This is a genomic window from Phytohabitans houttuyneae, assembly GCF_011764425.1.
In the GTDB taxonomy this organism is placed as follows: domain Bacteria; phylum Actinomycetota; class Actinomycetes; order Mycobacteriales; family Micromonosporaceae; genus Phytohabitans; species Phytohabitans houttuyneae.
On record NZ_BLPF01000002.1, the window covers coordinates 1,509,334 to 1,526,214 of the forward strand.

Consider the following 16,881-nt stretch of genomic DNA (forward strand, 5'->3'; position numbering starts at 1 on the left):
GCTGCTCCGCCAAGCGTCCACAGTAGCGTCCCGGCGGCGGGAGCCCGGGGCCAGCGGCCACACCGCTGGCTCTGGGCTCCCGCTCACATTCGATGGCGCGCCACCGCGACAGCGGCCTCCGCATGGCGGCCTTCGCGCAGGCCGGCGCGGCGAACGCGGGCGCCGCGCGTCAGGTCAGCAGGGGGAGTTGGTCTGGCGGAGCAGTCCGAGGCGCCACGGGAGTTGGGAGTAGTCGCCGCCGGCGGACGGGTCCAAGGAACGCGGCCCGATGGGGATGCTGGAGGTGCTGCCGGCGTTCGTGCGGGTCAGCGCGAATGCGCTGACGATCATGGGTGAGGCGGCGGGCATAAACCCGCGAGACGCTGCGTCAGGTTAGGCTATATCACGCGGATGACCGCGATTGCCACGAATGAAGTTTCAGCGCCATCGAGGGTGGCGCCGCCTGCACGCCGGCCGCCGGCCGGCCTGCCGAGTTGCGGAAATTGCTGGTCCAGCTCTTGGAGACCCGCGCCACGTCCTCGGCGGTCGCTGTAGACGTTGCTATTGGGGGGAGCAGTAGCTCGCCCCGCGCGACGACGATGTAGTGGGGGTGAAAAGCGGTGCTCGTCGGACACAAACCGATGCTCCACGGTGCGGTGCAACATCAACTGTGCCCGCACCGTTTGTGTTGGCGGTAGGTAGGTCAGTTGTAGGCCGAGGCTTCGGTGTACCCGGTTCGCGCCGCTGCTGGACCAGATCATTGACCTGCGCGGCCTCGTGATCACCGCGGACGCCCTGCACTGCCAACCCGATCACGTCGACTACCTCGCGCAGCGCGGCGCCCACTGGGTCCTGATCGTCAAGGACAACCAGCCCGACCTGCACGTCCAACTACGAGCCTTGCCCTGGCGGGCCGTCCCGGACGGTGACCGTGTCGAGGACCGAGGTCACGGCCGCCGCGAGATCCGCATCGTCAAGGTCCTCACCCTCACCCAGGGGATCGACTTCCCGCAGGCGTCGCAGGCGATCCGGATCCAACGTCGCCGCCGCCGGCTCGGCCAGCCGAAACGGTGGACCCTGAGACTGTCTACGGGATCACCCATCTGCCCGTGCACTACGCCAAACCCGCCCAACTGGCCTCGGGGCCCGCGGTCACTGGTCGATCGAGAACAAGGTTCACTGGGTCCGCGACGTCACCTACGACGACGACCGGTCCCAAATCCGTACCGGCACCGGCGCCCAGGGTCATGGCAGCTCTACCCAACACCGCCATCGGCCTGCTCCGCCTGGCCGGCTTCACCGATATCGCAGCCTCCAACCGCCACTACGCCGCGACAGCACCCTTTCGGCCTCGCCTAATCGACTTTTGCCGGCGCCCTGGCCCAAGACCACGCCGTACTGCTTAAGGATCAAGTTAGAGCCAGCAGGCCCGAACCCAACCCCGCCACAGGTCGCCATCGGTGCTGAAATTGCATCGCTCCCCGACGTTGAATTCATTGATCGTAACCTTCATCTCCGAAGAGTTTTTACTTACGTCGAGTCGGTTCTGGCTCGCGGTGCCACCGATACTCTTCCAAGATGAATAACCCGATCGGATAAACCAGACGTCGTGGCCGCCACCGACTAGGAAGGTGTATTGCCTGCCTTGAAATTCGGTGTCCCAGACCGGGTAGCTGCAGTAGTACCAGCCAGAAACGCCTTGCCGCGTGATCCCGCAGGTCGATTCCGCATTCGCGGAAGTCTGGACGCCCACGACAGAAGTTGCAGCAAGCACAAGCACCAGATACACGGCTCTGAACCGCCGGAGTCTTTGCGGCGGCGAGACCCAGAAGCTACTTCGTGGGCGCATCAAACTCTACCCCGTTCCAAATTAAGTGAGGTGCATATCGTAGGCATCGATCATTATCGCGTCAACGAGATGCGTATTTCAGCAATGCGTATTTCTGCAAGGGCCTGTCGCAGCTGGCTGGCCTTTGAGGTTCCGTCGGAACACCGCCCGCGGCTGGTCGGCTTGTCTCCGGCGACGGTTTCGTTGTGGTAGACGTACTGCCGGTTTCACACCTGTTGCCCGGTGTAGCGCGGGTTGGCCAGGATCGGCGCCACACCCCGCAACGTCCACCCCGCACCGCTGCGGTGCCGGTTCCGGGCCCGGTAGTGGGCGGCGGGGGATGGGACACCGAGCGCGTTGAGGGTGCGGGCGATCCCGGCGGTGCTGTGCCCCGCCAGCCGTTGCGCGAAGATCCACCGCAACGTGCGGTGCCGTCAGCGGGTCCACGTCCAAGCGGTGCCGGCGGCGGCCCCAGGCGGCGTGCGCGGCGTTCGGGTGCCGTCGACGAGGCGGTAGCCGTACGGCCGTTCGGACGCCACTGTGGTATCGCGCCGGTTTCCTCTTTTGCTGCGTTCGATGAACGAACGCGTGCGATGTCGATGAACCCTCTCCCGGATGCTGCCGGTGGGTGCGGGTGCGCCTTCGCGTGCCCGTCGGTTTGAGGGAGGTTCCATGTACCGACGAGTACTGCTCGCCAGCTGTGCCACGTTGGCGTTGGTCGGCGTGACGGGCGTCGCCGACGCGGCCTCCGGGCCCGGCGCGGAGGCCGGCGCCCCTGTCGACTCGGATGCCGCGCTGGTGGCGGCTATGAAGGACGTTCCGGAGTTCGGCGGTGCCTACGTCGGCGCGGACGGCGCGCTGCACGTGTGGCTGACCCGGCCGGCCGATGCCGCCCGTGCGCGTGCCGCGCTGACCCCCGGTCTGCGCGCCGCGTCGGCTGGTGCGAAGACCGTGGTGCACCGGGCGGACTACACGTTCGCGCAGCTAAAGGTCTGGCACGACAAGCTCGCCGGCATGCTGGCGATGCCCGGCGTGACGATGACGGACATCGACGAACGTGTCAACCGGCTCACCCTGGGCGTCGAGGACACCGCCGAGACCGCGGCGCGGGTCAAGGCGGCGCTCGCGCTGCACGGGATCCCGCGGGCGGCGGTCGACGTGGTGACCGCCACAGCGGTCACACCGACGTTGCGGGATCGGACGAGGCCGTTGCGCGGCGGCGTCCAGATCCAGTCGTCCGTCATCGAATGCACGCTGGGGCTGCCGGCGATCCGCAGTGGCATTTTCGGGTTCGTCACCAACTCGCACTGCTCCGCCATCCGCAGTCAGGTGGACAACGGCCTGTTCTGGCAGTCCTCCCAGGCAGCCGGGAACAACGACCTGGTGGGTGCCGAGCTGGTGGACCCCCCGTTCAAGACCGGTGGCACCTGCCCCACCGGGCGCCGGTGCCGGCTCAGCGACACCAACTTCGTGCGCAGCGACGTGGACGTCGCAGTCGGTCGGATCGCGCGGCCCGCGCTGGGCTCGACCAACTGGAACGGGACGAGCACCTTCCGGGTCACCGAGGCCTTCGACCCCGTCCTGGGCAGCACGGTGCAGAAGGTGGGCCGATCGACCGGGCGTACCCAGGGCACCGTGGCTCGGACCTGCGAGAACAGCAACGTGCTGAACACAGACATCACCCTGCTCTGCCAGGGTGTGGCCGACTACGTCTCCGCTGACGGGGACAGCGGCGCGCCGGTGTTCGAGGTCACCAACTCGCCGGCGACCAACGACGTGCGGGTCGTCGGGGTCCACTGGGGCAGCGCCGTGGTCAACAACGTGACCATCTCGGCGTTCAGCACGTTCAGGTTCATCATCCCGGAGATCGGCTTCATCTTCGTATGCGCCGTCAGCGGCTGCTGATCTTCTCGTACCATTTAGGAATTGTCGCTTTTAAGACGTAAGGATGATCAAGTATTCTGCCGTTCGGCTAGGTCTGTTGTACGGATGGACTACGGCGAGAGCGGTCGACGTGATCGGCGCCCCGAGACGACCTGTGGTGATGGGGGCGCCGTGTCCTCGACGGTTCAGGCCGATGGCCCCAGACGGTGCACCCGGATGCCGCAAGCTCCCGATGCCCGCAGGAGGACTCCGTCATGACCACAACCGCCGTTCCCCGCACGCGCACGGTTCGTCAGACATCCACCGTCGGGCGCGGTCATCGACGACGCGCTCGGCGACGAGGTGCGGGCGACCGTAATCGCGGCCGGCCTCGACAGCAGGCGTCGAGAGGCGACCCCTGCTCGACCAACCACCAGCATCTGTTGCGCGGCGTTCAGGATGAGCACGAAGACGGCGTTGTGGTCGTGAGGACACCAGCACGCCACTTCCACGGCGGCGTTCACAATGAGGTTCGGTAGGGACGGGCCCCAGGCGATGTACAGCGTGAGCTCGAGCCAGTCGACACCGGTGTCGTACATTTTGATTGCGGCGTCGAGGAGGAGGTTGTTATGGATGCGGTCGGTCGATGGCTGAGGATCGGCCGCCGACTGCAGATACCAGTGCCACTGGCTACGGCCGGCAGCAGGACGATGGTTGTCCATGGCGATTCCGAGCCTTCGTAGGTCTCCTTCGGCAGCCGGGTAGTTACGCTGAAGCACTTCCGACAGCGGGATTGCCGCTATCGATGAACCCTTCTCTGCCATGATCCCCATCAGGCATCCTCTTCCGCGATCCGGGCGGTTGCTCTCGTGGAGGGGTGGGGACTTGGCGCCGGGGTGTTCGGCTATTTGGCGGTCCAGCCAGTGGTCGGGGAAGTGGCGGCTTCTTTCACGAACAGGCGAGGGCCGGAGGCGGGGCCGATGCGCTGATACATGTCGCCGAGCGCGCCGGTCACGCGGCCTTCGGGGTGGTCGAGGCCGGCGATGAGGCAGCCGGCGCTGGCGAGACCGCCGGTGGCCGCGCCGGAGATGACGACGGAGTGTTCCGGCAAGGCTTCCAGGCCGGCGACCGCCTCGGTGACGTCCGGTTCGATTCGGTTGAGTCCACACACGGGTATCTGCTGGAATGCCTGGCCGGCGAAGCGCACCGCCCAGGTGGCGGCAGCGACGGTGTTGCCGGTGATCGAGACCTGCCCGAACGGGTTTTGAGCGGCGAGGTGGACGCCGGTCTCCCAGCGGCCGGCGTCTTTGGCGGTGATGGAGTTGTCGCGGACGGCGATGCCCTCGACGGCGGTGCTGGCCGAGCGGACCAGCACCGCTTGGCTGGCCTGGCCGACCGCGACCAGCAGGTTGCTGTCGACGGAGATGTCCCGTACCGAGTCGACGACGATGCCGGCGCCGGCCGCGATGTGGCAGATGTTGTTGGCGATCAGGGAGCGGTTGACCGGCCGGTCGTTGACCTGGCTCACGACGATGGCGCCGGCGGTGGTGCCGCGCTCGTCGGCGACCAGGTTGCCGCTGATGAGTAGGCCGTCGCCGCCGCGTTGGACGTGCAGCGGGATTCCCGCGATGCGGTCCTGCCCGGGGCTGGCCACCAGTACATTGTCCCGCAGAACGAGTTGCCGCACGTCGGTGCAGAAGATGGTGCCGCCGCGGATGTGGTTGTTGCTGAACGTGACGCGGCGCAGCGGGTCGGCGCCGGAGATGCCGGATAGTGAGACGGCGATCCCGCTCGCACTGCGGTGCGAGATGACGGTGGAGTCGATGACGATGTCGGATGGTGCGCCACTGCCGGTTGGTTCGAAGTCGATCGAGGCGTCGGTGCTGGGTGGGCTGGTGTCGATGTGGCAGTTCCGCACCAGCACGGCCTGCGCGCCGCGCTGGAACGATATCCCGGTCCGCTTGTTCTGCACGAAGTGGCAGCGTTCGATCGTCACCTCGCGCACCTTGCCGTCTGGCGCGCCGAGCAGCCGGATGCCGTCGCCGGCGGTCTGGAAGACGCGTACGCGTTCCAACACGACGTCTTGGGTGCCGGTGTTGAGGTTGATGCCGTGCGCCTGCTCGCTCGCGTTGCCGAGGGTCAGGTAGGAGCCGTGCAGGGACAGGTCTCGGATGCGCAAGCCCGCGCAGTCGAAGGTCTCGATCAGATGCGTGTCCAGGCCGCCGCCGAGGTCCTGGCCGGGCAGTAGGCGCAGGATTGTGGCGCCGGCACCGGAGCCGCGCAATGTCAGGTGCCGCAGCCCGCGCAGGGTTATGGCGCCGGCGACGCGGCTGGGGCGGGGCAGGCGGCCGAAGTCGTACACGCCCGGGCCGAACCGGATCTCGCCACCTGCCGGGTCGGCGGAGCGAAACGCGTCGAGCAGGCGCTCGAAGTCCTGGCGCATGTCCTTGTCCCAGACGTCCGCGAGCGCGTCGGCCACGGATCGCGGCGCGGGGTCGCGTAGCCGGGCGCCGGTCGGGTCCTGCACCGCCTCGATCCGGGTCAGGAACAGGCCGGCGGACTCGATCCGGATCGGGGTGCCGAGATCGGCGAACGAGAACCGCGCCGTGGCGCTGACCAGACCACCGCCACCGAGTGTGACCACACCGTCGGTGAGGGTGCGACCGGCCAGGGCGACGGTGCGGCCGTCGAGGGCGCGGCGGGCGTAGTTGTCCAGCCCTACCCGGTCGGGGGCGTTGAGGTGTACGGCCGAACCGGAGACGCCCGTGACGGCTGGCGCGGTGAGCTCTACGGCGTCGCGTCCGACGACCGCCGTGATGTCGGTGACCAGACGGGCGCCGCCTGGCCCGGCGCCGTCGACCGTGATCCGGCGACCCACATGCAGGTCCGCGCGAAACGGCTGCTGCCGCTCGGGATGCCCAGCATCCCCGTGTTCCAGCAAGATGCCGCGCAGCTCGCGGCTGCCGGCGGCCATCGTGGCCGCGCTAACGATCTGGTGCCGGGCCAGCGCCGAGATCGTGGTGTCCAGGTCGCCGGCGCCTGGGATGGCAATCAGCTTGCCGGCGTCGGAGGGGCGCAGCTCACCGCCTGGCACCTGGAGCTGGGTGCTGCCCGCGACGGTGGCGACCCGCGGCAGAAACCTGCCTCGCGGCGCGCCCACGAACTCGTCCGCGAAAAAGTCCATTCCACACGGTCAGTCCCGCGCCGCACGGATGCAACGCCGCCGTCCGCATCACGACAACGGCCGGCGTTTCCACCAAATGAAAGACCCGGCCAAGCCGGCGAACGAGATCGCGCAGGCTGGTCTGAAGCCCGACTGCGCACCACAGCGACGCCCGCTGTGTCGGCGGGAAATCCATCCGACCGCGAACAACCACACGGCGAACCAGCCGTCCGGTTCGACCCGCGGCACGCACCCGCTCCGATGATCCTTCAACGGTTCCGCCATAGGGCGTCGGTGCCCCAGCACCCCCCGACCCTGGATGCGGCCTCGAACACGGCGAGTTGGATCGGTCCACCCATGTTCGAACGCCACGTGCACCAACTGCCTCCGGGCCCTTCCAGCCACACGACCCCACAACGCCGGATCCGACGCGGCCGCGCACGGCGCCCTCCTCACCCAGACCCGACTCACCGAGCCACATCAGCACACCGTGGCACAGCACGACGGCGACCCCTCACCGTTGAGGGGAGGCAGCATCGAACTACCCGACCTTCGGACCGATCACCTACGCCTCCGCGCACGAGCGTCGTACCACCCACAACCCCGCCAGGATGGCGGCGGCGTGCCGTCTGGACAGCGTGGCAAACCCGGCATGCCCGCAGGTGAGGCACCGAAGGCACTCGGACATTGCAAGCCTTCTGAGCTGCAATTGTGAGATTCCAGTGAGTTCAACGTCAGATTCCCCGGGACCGGCGAACCTGTCGCCATGGGCGTTGACACTCCTACGGTCGAGTCCACACGTCCGGCTCGAATGGGCGGACCGCCCGTTCCCGCCACGGTTCGTACCAATCGCGCCGGCCAGGTTTGGTGACCCACGGGGAGGCGGCACCGATGCAGCGAACGCGATACCGGCTCCACGAACTGCCCGGCTACGTGCTGCTGTTCGTCGCACCGCCGGTCGCGCTGGTCGGCCTGCTGGGCTGGCCGTTGCCCGACCAGGTACCCAGCCGGACACAGTGGCAGGCGTGGCTGGCCGAACCACTGACCTGGCATTCCATCGTGGCCGCGGCGACCATCGCCGGTTGGCTGATGTGGGGCATTTACGCGGCAACGGCCGTCTGCGAGGTGTATCGGTGGATGAGCCGTGGCCGGCGGCTGCCGCGGCTGTCGATACCTGGCCCGCTGCAGGCATTGTCGGCGGCGGTGCTGGGCAGCACTGCGATCAGCGCCAGCGCCAGCGGCGCCGCCCAGGCATCCGCCGCGCTGGTCGACGCGGGCCTGAGCCAGCCGGCCCAGCCCCACCCAGATCGGCACCTCGCCACGACCACCACGGCTGCCCGGCCGGCGCTGACCGTCGCGACCGTCGCCAATGCCGTGCCCACCTCGGCCACCGACCGCCAAGCACCGATCATTGGTCTGCTGGCGGCATCTGCGCCGTCGGCGGACGCCGCTTCCGGGCTGGGTACATCGGCCACCGGGGCGGAGGCCACCCGCACCGCGGCGCGGTACCAGGCCCGCCCCGGCGACTGGCTCTGGCACATCGCCGACCGGTTCCTCGGCGACCCGCGCCGCTACCCAGACATCGCAGCGCTCAACCCCCACCTGGCGGCTGAACACGGCGCCGGGTTCCCGGACCACATCGAACCCGGCGACTTGCTCATCTTGCCCGCCGACGCCCGTGACCGCGGCCCTCGGCCGCACGCCACCGGCAGCGTCCGTCCCCCGAGACCCACGCCGCCAGCCACCGACACACCCCACGAGCCGGGCCCGGCCCGCCCCGATCCGTCGCCCCGCCACGGCCAGCCATCGAAGCCGCCCGACCAGCCCGCACCGGCGGGCAGTGCCTCGGCGCGCCCTTCGGCAACCAATTCCGCCACCACGCCGGCCGACGATCAGACGGGCGCCGCGCCGGGCTGGATTCAACTCGCCGGCGGATGCATCGGAGTCGGCTTCGCCGCCGGCCTCGTCTACGCGGCGGCCACCGTCTACAAGCGACGCCGGCACCGGCACCGGCCAACCACCACCACTGCCAGCCTCCAGCTACCGGAGGCCGAATCGTCCGCCGCACTGACCACGGTCACCGGCCTGCGGCGGATGCTGCGCCGCCATGCACCACACCTGCTGGACCCGCCGGTGCAGACCGCGCCAACGGTCCGCGAATACCGCAACGACCCCGTCGGCGCCCGGCCGCCGCAGGTCGGCCCAACCGGCAGCGAACTGGCGGGAATCGGTGACCTGCCCGCACACGGCGGCCTGGGCCTGACCGGCCCGGGTGCCACCGACGCAGCCCGAGCCATCCTCGCCGCCACCCTGACGGCCGGACGCCTCGACGATCCTGACGCCCAAAGCCGGGCCGTCGTCACCCAGACGGCGCTGAGCACCCTGCTCAGCCACTACGCCGACCAGGCTGCCGCGATGCGGCGGCTAACTGTCAGCGCAAGCTTCGCCGACGCGCTCACCACCATCGAGGAGGAGATCATCCGCCGTAGCCGGATCGTCGCCGACCACGAGAGCACCGATGTGGCCACCCTGCGGGCCAGCGACCCGCTGGCCGAACCGCTGCCGCAGCTGCTGCTGATCGCCGAACGGCCCGACGACAGCTGGCACAGGCGCCTGGCCACCGCAATCACGCTCGGCGGCCCGGTCGACGTCGGCGCTGTCGTGATCGGCCACTGGCCACCAGGTACCACCCTCACCGTCGCGGCCGACGGCACCACCGACACCGACCCGGCCCGGGTCGCCGTCCTGGACGCCGCCGCCGCCCACGACATTCTCACCGTGCTCGCCGAGGCCCACGGCGACACCCCACCCGAAGCCAACCAACGCCAGCCGGCGCCCGCCAGCCCGAACCAGTCGGAATCGACACCCGGCCAACCCGATCGGCCCGACGGCACAGATCCGGCCACCCCACCCGCGACCGGTGGCACCACCGCGGCCGTGCGAATCCTAGGGGTGCCGGCAATCCTCGGCCCCGACGGCACAGCGGTACGCGGACTTCGCGCCAAAGCCCTGGAACTGCTGGTCTACCTCGCCGTCCACCGCAGCGGCGCCGCCCTAGGCGACATCATGGAAGCGGTCTGGGGCGATGCCACCACCCGCCGCGCCGCCGAACGTCTGTCCACCTGCGTAGCGAACCTGCGCAGCGTGCTGCGCGCTGCTGCCCAACACGAAAAACCGGACCAGGACGCGGCTGGGCAGCGGATCGACCCGGTCGTGAACACCGGCGGCCGCTACCACCTCGACCCGACACTGGTCCACGTCGACTGGTGGACGGTGCTGGACGCCTGCACCCAAGCCGCCGCAGCCGGCGACGACACCACACGATTGACCCACCTGCGCACCGCGACAGCAGCCGTCGGCGGGGCACTGGCCGAAAACACCGACTACGAGTGGATCGACACCGACCGGGAACTTGTCCGCCGCCGGCTCGTCACCATCTACCTCGACACCGCGCGGCTGCTGGCTGACACCGACCCACACCAAGCCCGCACCCTGCTCGACCAGGCCTGCCACCTCGACCCGCTATCGGACTCCCTGGCCCGCCACGCCATACGAGCCGCCGCCCGCCTCGGCGACACCGACGCCATCCGGCACCGCCTTTCCATCCTGCGCCGCGAACTCGACGACACCGGCATCGACATCGACCCCGAGACCGAACAGCTCGCCGCCGACCTACTGCACCAACTGGCCGACGCCACCGCCACGACCGCAGCCCAATCGACGGAACGCACATCATGATCGTGTCACTGGAACCGGAACTGCTACGCCAACTAGCCCCACCGCAACCGGCCGGCGACACGGCCACCGCAGCAAGGCAGGCCGTCGACGCACAGCTGGCCGCCGCGATCCGCCGCACCGCCCTGGCCCGCCGCCTGTTCTACGCCGCCGTGCTCACCGTCGCCTGCTACGGCACCGCCACCGGCGTCACCAGCCGATTCGGACTGCCCTGGCCGGTCGCCGTCGGTGGCACCCTCACCCTCGAGCTCGGCGGAGTGGTGTTCCTGTCCAACGCCGAAACCCGCCGCCGACTCGGCGAAACCGCAACCACCTCCAGACTGCTCGGCGCCGCAGTCGCCGGCGCCGCTACCGCCTTCAACGCGGCCAGCCACACCAGCGTCCTACTCGGCGGGTTCTTCGCCCTGATGAGCGCCCTCGGATTCGCTGCCTGGTGGCTGGACGGAGAAAACAAACGCCGGGACCGGCTACGCGCCCACGGCCAGCTCGCCGCCGCCACCCCCACCTACGACCTGTTCAGCCACCGGCTGCGCCACCCCACCCTCACCCGCCGAGCCCGCCAACTAGCCAAGGCACACCCACAGCTGGGCCTGTACGGCTCGCTCGAGGCTGCGGTGGCCACCCTGCGCCGCGACAAACGCAACGCCGCACTGACCGCCGCCCTGCGCAAACGCATCCGCGCCGCGGTCGACGCCGACATGGCCCAGATCGCCGTGCTCACCTTCGACCTGGACCAGGTCGCCGACCGGCTGCGCCGCGACGCCGACTGCGACGGGCTGACCGCGCTGCTGGCCAGCGACCTCACCGCCGAACGCGTGCTGCGCGGCCGCCACAACCACCGCACACCGCCGCCGCGAACCTGGCCGGGCGACCACCCCGACAGCGTGCACGGCACTCGCAACAGACAAGGCGGCCAACAGCCACCCACCGACCTCGGGCAGCCGACCCGGCCGCCGCACCCAGACAACCGACCGGTCGACACCGGCCCAGCAAGACCAGCCGAGCCACCAGCAACCAGCGAAAGCGCTCTACAAAACAGCACCGGTACGGGTACGCCACCAGACAACGGGCCGGCCAAACCGATGCATGGCCGCCAGGAGGCTACCGCCGACGGTGCAACCGCAGGCGACACCGTCGGCGACAACGGCGCCGAGGGCACTGTCAGCGCACAAATCCTCGGCCGCCCCTCATTGCTGGACGTGAACGGTCAACCGGTCCGCGGCCTACGCAACAAGAGCATCGAGTTACTCGTCTACCTCGCCGTCCACCGCCAAGGCGCCAGCCAAGCCGACATCGTCGAAGCCATCTGGCCCGACATCACCCCCGAACGAGCCCTGCAGCGCCTCTCGACCTGCCTAGCGAACCTGCGCAGCGTCATCCGACACGCCCGCCAACCCGCCTCCAACACCGACTCCACAGCAGAACCAGTCCGATACGCGGCCGGCAACTACCGGCTGAACCCAGACGCCATCACCGTCGACTGGTGGCTGATCATGGACAGCCACACCCAGCCGGCCACGACCGCCGACGACCGCGCCCAGCTAGCCACAACTGCAGCGACCATCGCCGCCGGAAGCACCTACCCATGGATCGACATCGCACGACAGCGAGCCTATGACGCCGCGAAGACCACTGAAGTGGAAACCGACCCATGGCCGGCAGACCGACCAACCGGCTGGCTTCGGTCGTGAGTCACTGCACCAGCTGTCGCTGAGCTTCGGAATCAGCAAAATTCACCGATCTCGATGCTCACGGGTTTGCGCCACCCCCGATAGGGCTCGCCACGCCTGAGTCGGCCAGAGTACCGCTCACGCACGGTGACGGATGCCGGAGGTGGGCGAGCCTTGTCTGCGGCATGTCAGTGCACCCGATCAAGCCTCGCGACGGCCTCTACCCCGCGCACCATCTGTGGCTTGACAGGGCGTCGCGCTCGAGCGCGTAGGCCGCAACCTTGAGCCGCGTTGGACGGTGAATTGAACGACGACTACACCCTCGAGTCGGCGGACGCCGGCCGCACGGGGAAAAGGCGACTGTGCACCTCGTGGCAGCCTTCTGCATCCTCGCGATACGAGGGACTCTCAATGGTCGGGTAGCCGGGATGGGCTCACTCCCGGCTACCCGACCATCAGCAAAGAGATCGGCGACATGCTGCTGGAGTACTGGTCGACACTGTCACTGCGCCCGGCCAGGTCCGGGCCGGCGTGGCCGACCTCACCGGACGGCCCGGCCGCACCCTCGATCAGTGGGTCAGGGACCACCGCGCGAACTGCGGCGCGACCGTACCTTCGAGGCGATTTCCGTCGTACGCCCGGCGACCTACAGAGCGGTGGCCACCACCACGAAGTTTGCGACACGGTGGCCGTCGCGTTGCCTGCCGAGCGCATCGTCACAGGTCACCAGTGCCAGCCGTTTGCCGCGTGTGGTGGTTCCCCACACCGCGGGATCGCTCCGCAATTCATTTTTCGCCGTGGTGTATACGCGTGACGTAGTATAGACAGTAGAATTGCCGTTCCGGTCTGTGGTCGTGATCAAGTCGCCGATACGAATCTTATGCAGATCGGCGAACACATCACGCCCGTCGCCGCGCGCGACGTGACCAGCTACCACGCTGACACCCTCTTCGCCGGGTGCCACCCGGCCATTGCCGGTGAACCACACCACTTGGCCGGGGTCGGGGTTTATCTCGCCACCGCGAAGACCCTGAGGGATCAGCGAGTGCTGCAAATTGATGCTCTCGATGTGCAGCGAGGGGTTCGAGCGCGCCTTCGGCCCGGCCGCACCGTTCGGAGCCTGGCCTGGCTCCGAACGGTGCGGCCCTCCGGGGCTCATTAAGTACACGGCTGCCGAGACGGCGACAACGGCCAAGGCAACGGCACCTAGAACGATCCGCTTTCCACCCAGCCGTCGTCGCTTCACGACGAGTTCACCCACCTTCCCGCTCACTTTCCGGATTCACCCGATTGCCGTACGACCTAGCGTTTCCCACCGAGGCCATTATCTTGTCGGCCAAGGTGTGCTCGTTCCCTACGCCCCACACGCCGGTGAGATCGTCTGGGACTGCAACCACCTCTTTGCCATACATGTCGAAAACCTTTCCGCGCCCGCGATCGACGAATTTCAGACTGATTCCGGGACGGCGGTCGGTGGTTCCGATCTTCTCGGCGTAACCCAGTGTCCATGGGCGCTGGTTGACGATCGCGGGTGGCATGAGCAGCGGGCGGTCAGGCAGTTCATCGAGTTCACCTGGCTCGCCGGACGCGGAACCGCCCGAGAAGACGACGACAGCGATGCTGCCCGGCGCCAGCGGTCCAACCTTCATGTCGCCGTCCAACACGAGCCCGAAGTAATAGTCCGCGTTAGCCAAACGGATGCGGAACACGTCGCCGGTCTCCGGCCGCTTCTGGCGTTTAGTGAGCCTGTCGAGCGCAATCTCGTCATCCCTTGCCATGACTTCATCCTAACAGGCGGAACCCGAGGCTCATGGATAGGTAATGTTATGCGCCTTCAACCACGCCTCTCCCCATTCCACGGCGTCTTCGTAGTAATAATGCTTGGGTGAGATACTGTTGATCTTATTGAGGAATCCGGATGACCCGGGGCCGCCGGCACGCACGATCAGCGACTGCTCGATCGCGCGAGCCTCACCTCGGGTCAACTCCCCGCTGATGGGGATGAGGTCGAACTTGCCACCATGCTGTGCTTGCCGGCGAGCCGGATCCACCGTGATCCCTACATACACGTTCTTGCCGCCCCTTTCACCGCGATAGACGACAGTCCGGGCCGGTCCACCCTCGAGTGCTTTCGGAAGGACTTTGGCCGCGTCACCCACCGCTGTGGCTGCGATCTTGCGCTTGAGCGAATGACTGACAGGTAGCTCGTAGACGTAGCGATAAGCGGCCTTCGCCGCCTGTGCGCCACGGCGCGCGAACTTCGCCACGCTCTTGCCGACCTTAGCGCCGTCGCCGACAACGGGGATGAGGCCGGCAGCGCTGAGTGCCGCCCCTCCGAAGTCGCCCTGCACGGCGTTCGTCAGGAAGTCCCGGACGTCGCCGATGACCGCGACGCCGCTGGCGAACTGTCCTGCGAGGTACTGAAACGACTGCAACTGTGCGTCGTTGAGGCGACCGATGTTGCGCGCGCCCCACTCCCAATCGCCGTAGACGAATCCGGCAATGGCCGCACCGGTCGCTTCGGAACCTGTCAGGTCGTACTCCATGGGATGGAGCTTCTTCCCGTACTCATCGCTGTCGCCGTACGAGTCGCCGTCGATGTTGCGATTGGTAGGGTCTGAATCGAAGTCGTATTCCTGCTTATCGGACAGGCCGTCGGTATCGGTGTCCGCTGACCACAACGAGGTTCCCAGCGGAGTCTCCGCGAGGTCGTCGATACCGTCCGCGTCGGTGTCCTGCCGGGTCGGGTCGGAGATGGCAACGTAGCCCTTGCCCCAAGAGCTCGAGACCACAGCCCCGGCCTCTTCACCGTCGCTGAGGCCATCACCGTCCGTGTCTGCATTTGCCGCGTCGGTCTTAAAGACCGCACCTCGTTGGGTGCGCCAACCATCCTGCTCAGCCTTGTCGGAGAGACCGTCACCGTCAGAGTCAGGAGAGCCGATGTCGCCGGCGATGTCCTCGTAGGCGTCGATGAGCTGGCCGGCGTCGTCGATTTTGAAGTATTTGCCGCCGGTTTTGTCGGCGATATCCTGCAGGAGGCTGTCCTTCACTCCGGAACCGAGCCCGACGGTGTAGATGATGGTCTTGCTGTTCGCTGCACGCGTCGTTAGCGAGTCGGTGTAAGAGCCGTCGCCGTCCGTCAGCAGAACGATGATTCTGGCGCGGTTGGTGCCAGATCCCCTGTCCATCTCATCCAGCGCCGCATCGACGGCAACCCCGATGTCGGTGCCGCCGTTGCTGTCGATGGAGTCGACGAAACTCTTCACCACCTGGAAATCGCTGGTCAATGGCTGGAACCCGGCGACTCGAGAGTCGAAGTCGACACCACCCGCAAGGTCACCCGAAACGAGGGCGTCGACGAACTGTTTGGCCGCACTCTTCCGGAGATCCTGAGGGTCGTTGTCCAGCATCGATCCGGACGAGTCGAGGGCCAACATCGCCGCGATGTTCTTCTTAGATCCCGCGCGTGGAAGATCCAGCTCAGATTTCCAGACCGCCTCGAACTCATCGATGTCGACGAGAACGAAGGGTGAGAACGATTTCGTCGTGACCGACACGATTCCGGTCGAGCGGTCGACCGACTGAGACAGCGGCCGATCGAGCTGTCCGGTCTTCTCGTCGTAGTGCAGAACCGCAAGGTCGCCGGCCGGGAGCGATGCGGCGGCCACCTTGTAGGTCAGGGTTCCAGAGGTCAGAGTTCCCGAACTCACGACTCCGACCGGTGCGCCAACGGCGCCGGGGACCTGCCTAAGCTCGGTGTCGGCGGAGACGATCTGCGCGGTCAGCACAGCTCCCGCAGGACCGGTGACGGAGGCACTCGCGCCCAGCTGCTTGTTCTCGATCTTTACCGTGTGCTGCTCGTTCTTGACGGCTTTCAGAGGATCCGAGCCCAGCTTGACTTCATCCCCGTCTTTGACGCCGTCTCCGTCCGTGTCCGGGTTGATGGGTGAGGTGTGGTGCTCGGGCTCGGCGCCATCTTCGAGCCCGTCTTCGTCGGTGTCCCGGTCTGAAGGGTTGGTGGCGCCACGAACCTCTGCAAGGTTGCTCAGTGAGTCCTGATCGGTGTCGTCCTGCGCATCACCGAGCCCGTCGCCGTCGCTGTCCGCCTTGGTCGGCAGGGTGACAGTGCGGACCTCCTCGGTGTCGCTGAGGCCGTCACCGTCGGTGTCTGCCTTTTGCGGATCGGAGCCGAAACGTTTTTCGTTCTCGTCCGGCAAGCCGTCACCATCGAGGTCGGACTGGATGCCGGCAGCCTGCACGCATCCCTTCGGCTTCGCGACGACGTCAGCAGAGGCAATGCCGCCGAGCGAAAGAAGCAGAGCACCAACCGCGACAATGGTGACCAGGCCCTTCAGGCGGCCGCCCCGGCGCTGGCCCAGAAATACGGCGAGCGCCAACGTAACAATCGCCACCAGCACGAACGCCCCGTGCACCGGACTGCCCGACGACGTGACATCCGTGTTGATAGACGGGCCCAGAGGGAGGCAGCCGCTCTCCGCCTGGGCCAAGAGGCCCTGGTTCGCTAAGCCTGTAAACGCGCTCACGTAAAATCCCCACTGTGACGGAACCTCAGGTCAACTGTGGTTTCTACGTTGTTCGCTCGAAGACTGCAAGAGGCCGATCCACCATTCCACCGAAAGAGC

Annotated in this window: 13 protein-coding genes; 4 read left to right on the forward strand and 9 right to left on the reverse strand. The window is 67.5% G+C overall.

The window, feature by feature from the left end; genetic code table 11:
• Positions 1 to 174: 174 nt before the first annotated feature.
• Positions 175 to 330 (reverse strand): hypothetical protein, encoded by a 156-nt coding sequence (locus Phou_RS30250; protein WP_173058963.1) that lies wholly within the window; start codon positions 328 to 330, stop codon positions 175 to 177.
• 426 nt (positions 331 to 756) lie between these two features.
• Here Phou_RS30250 and Phou_RS30255 point away from each other — a divergent pair, with 426 nt between their 5' ends.
• Entirely contained in the window at positions 757 to 1,338 is a 582-nt protein-coding gene (locus tag Phou_RS30255) for a hypothetical protein (RefSeq protein WP_246273964.1), read from the forward strand.
• Positions 1,339 to 1,393: 55 nt separating this feature from the next.
• Here Phou_RS30255 and Phou_RS30260 read toward each other — a convergent pair whose 3' ends face one another.
• Positions 1,394 to 1,768: a hypothetical protein gene (locus tag Phou_RS30260; RefSeq protein ID WP_173062128.1), complete on the reverse strand. Its 375-nt coding sequence runs from the start codon at positions 1,766 to 1,768 to the stop codon at positions 1,394 to 1,396.
• A gap of 266 nt (positions 1,769 to 2,034) precedes the next feature.
• Positions 2,035 to 2,229, reverse strand: coding sequence for a recombinase family protein (locus Phou_RS53215; RefSeq protein WP_246273965.1), 195 nt, complete (start codon positions 2,227 to 2,229; stop codon positions 2,035 to 2,037).
• A 250-nt stretch (positions 2,230 to 2,479) separates the two neighbouring features.
• Between Phou_RS53215 and Phou_RS30270 the strand changes: the two genes are divergently transcribed.
• Positions 2,480 to 3,712, forward strand: coding sequence for a chymotrypsin family serine protease (locus Phou_RS30270; RefSeq protein ID WP_173062131.1), 1,233 nt, complete (start codon positions 2,480 to 2,482; stop codon positions 3,710 to 3,712).
• A gap of 164 nt (positions 3,713 to 3,876) precedes the next feature.
• Here the strand turns inward: Phou_RS30270 and Phou_RS30275 are convergent, their stop codons facing one another.
• A complete protein-coding gene (locus Phou_RS30275) occupies positions 3,877 to 4,503 on the reverse strand; it encodes a hypothetical protein (RefSeq protein ID WP_173062134.1) in 627 nt (208 codons plus the stop codon).
• 71 nt (positions 4,504 to 4,574) lie between these two features.
• Entirely contained in the window at positions 4,575 to 6,854 is a 2,280-nt protein-coding gene (locus tag Phou_RS30280) for a right-handed parallel beta-helix repeat-containing protein (protein ID WP_173062137.1), read from the reverse strand.
• Between the two features lie 870 nt (positions 6,855 to 7,724).
• On the opposite strand from Phou_RS30280, the gene Phou_RS30285 reads away from it, so the two are divergent.
• Complete coding sequence (locus Phou_RS30285; RefSeq protein ID WP_173062141.1) at positions 7,725 to 10,571, forward strand: hypothetical protein; 2,847 nt, start codon at positions 7,725 to 7,727, stop codon at positions 10,569 to 10,571.
• Positions 10,568 to 12,259 (forward strand): AfsR/SARP family transcriptional regulator, encoded by a 1,692-nt coding sequence (locus Phou_RS30290; RefSeq protein WP_173062144.1) that lies wholly within the window; start codon positions 10,568 to 10,570, stop codon positions 12,257 to 12,259. The genes Phou_RS30285 and Phou_RS30290 overlap by 4 nt, the downstream gene beginning before the upstream one ends.
• A 423-nt stretch (positions 12,260 to 12,682) precedes the next feature.
• Here the strand turns inward: Phou_RS30290 and Phou_RS30295 are convergent, their stop codons facing one another.
• From Phou_RS30295 to Phou_RS30310, 4 genes are read right to left on the reverse strand one after another with little or no spacing between them, the layout of a single operon-like run.
• Positions 12,683 to 12,826, reverse strand: coding sequence for a hypothetical protein (locus Phou_RS30295; RefSeq protein ID WP_173062147.1), 144 nt, complete (start codon positions 12,824 to 12,826; stop codon positions 12,683 to 12,685).
• Between the two features lie 58 nt (positions 12,827 to 12,884).
• The gene (locus Phou_RS30300) at positions 12,885 to 13,499 is read right to left on the reverse strand and encodes a class F sortase (RefSeq protein ID WP_173062150.1); all 615 of its coding nucleotides are present in this window, start codon (positions 13,497 to 13,499) and stop codon (positions 12,885 to 12,887) included.
• Positions 13,492 to 14,016, reverse strand: a complete 525-nt coding sequence (locus tag Phou_RS30305) for an Imm26 family immunity protein (protein ID WP_173062153.1) — start codon at positions 14,014 to 14,016, stop codon at positions 13,492 to 13,494. The genes Phou_RS30300 and Phou_RS30305 overlap by 8 nt, the downstream gene beginning before the upstream one ends.
• A gap of 30 nt (positions 14,017 to 14,046) precedes the next feature.
• Positions 14,047 to 16,782 carry a VWA domain-containing protein gene (locus tag Phou_RS30310; RefSeq protein ID WP_173062156.1) on the reverse strand — a complete coding sequence of 912 codons (2,736 nt, stop codon included), beginning with the start codon at positions 16,780 to 16,782 and terminating at the stop codon, positions 14,047 to 14,049.
• Positions 16,783 to 16,881: the final 99 nt, after the last annotated feature.

What these genes read in the sequence shown, in the direction of transcription:
- Phou_RS30250 (WP_173058963.1), bottom strand. Translation starts at nt 330, where the DNA reads ATGATCGTCAGCGCATTCGCGCTGACCCGCACGAACGCCGGCAGCACC.
- Phou_RS30270 (WP_173062131.1), top strand. Translation starts at nt 2,480, where the DNA reads ATGTACCGACGAGTACTGCTCGCCAGCTGTGCCACGTTGGCGTTGGTC.
- Phou_RS30275 (WP_173062134.1), bottom strand. Translation starts at nt 4,503, where the DNA reads ATGGGGATCATGGCAGAGAAGGGTTCATCGATAGCGGCAATCCCGCTG.
- Phou_RS30280 (WP_173062137.1), bottom strand. Translation starts at nt 6,854, where the DNA reads ATGGACTTTTTCGCGGACGAGTTCGTGGGCGCGCCGCGAGGCAGGTTT.
- Phou_RS30285 (WP_173062141.1), top strand. Translation starts at nt 7,725, where the DNA reads ATGCAGCGAACGCGATACCGGCTCCACGAACTGCCCGGCTACGTGCTG.
- Phou_RS30290 (WP_173062144.1), top strand. Translation starts at nt 10,568, where the DNA reads ATGATCGTGTCACTGGAACCGGAACTGCTACGCCAACTAGCCCCACCG.
- Phou_RS30305 (WP_173062153.1), bottom strand. Translation starts at nt 14,016, where the DNA reads ATGGCAAGGGATGACGAGATTGCGCTCGACAGGCTCACTAAACGCCAG.